This is a genomic window from Paenibacillus sp. JSM ZJ436, from assembly GCF_044383795.1.
GTDB lineage: Bacteria > Bacillota > Bacilli > Paenibacillales > Paenibacillaceae > Paenibacillus_AQ > Paenibacillus_AQ algicola.
Map to the genome: position 1 here is coordinate 1 of NZ_JBISEO010000052.1, position 509 is coordinate 509.

The 509-nt window shown below is 47.5% G+C and carries 1 rRNA gene; it reads left to right on the forward strand.

The features are described 5' to 3' along the window. Window positions 1-384: 384 nt before the first annotated feature. Window positions 385-509 (forward strand): 23S ribosomal RNA (locus ACH6EH_RS20205); the annotation flags it as partial.

The window sequence follows — 509 nt, forward strand, 5'->3', positions numbered from 1 at the left end:
TCTATGGAGAATCGCTTCCTGCAACGGAAGCATTCAAAGAGGCGGACCGCAAGGAAAGCCAACCTCTTCACCACAGGTGAAGAACCAACTCACTCGTTGGTCAGTTTTGAGAGTTCAACTCTCAAAGATGAAGCCTGAAGCGTCACAGCCGTGAACGTCCTCAGCTTTCATCACTTGATCCTTGAAAACTAGATAACGAAACGAATTTGCGTTTTAGAAAGATCCTTTAAGCTGATCTTGTGTCATGAGAATGACCAAGGAAGTTAAATGTAGCAGCGAAGGTTTGAGGAAATGAGATCCTTTGTGAGCCTGTTTCCACCTTGGTTTATTATAATCAAGAAACAGGCGAACAAGAGAGCACATTACCGCAAACCAGAGCGATCAGGTTAAGCTACTAAGAGCACACGGAGGATGCCTAGGCGCTAGGAGCCGATGAAGGACGTGGCGAACGACGAAATGGCCTCGGGGAGCTGTAAGCAAGCTTTGATCCGGGGATGTCCGAATGGGGA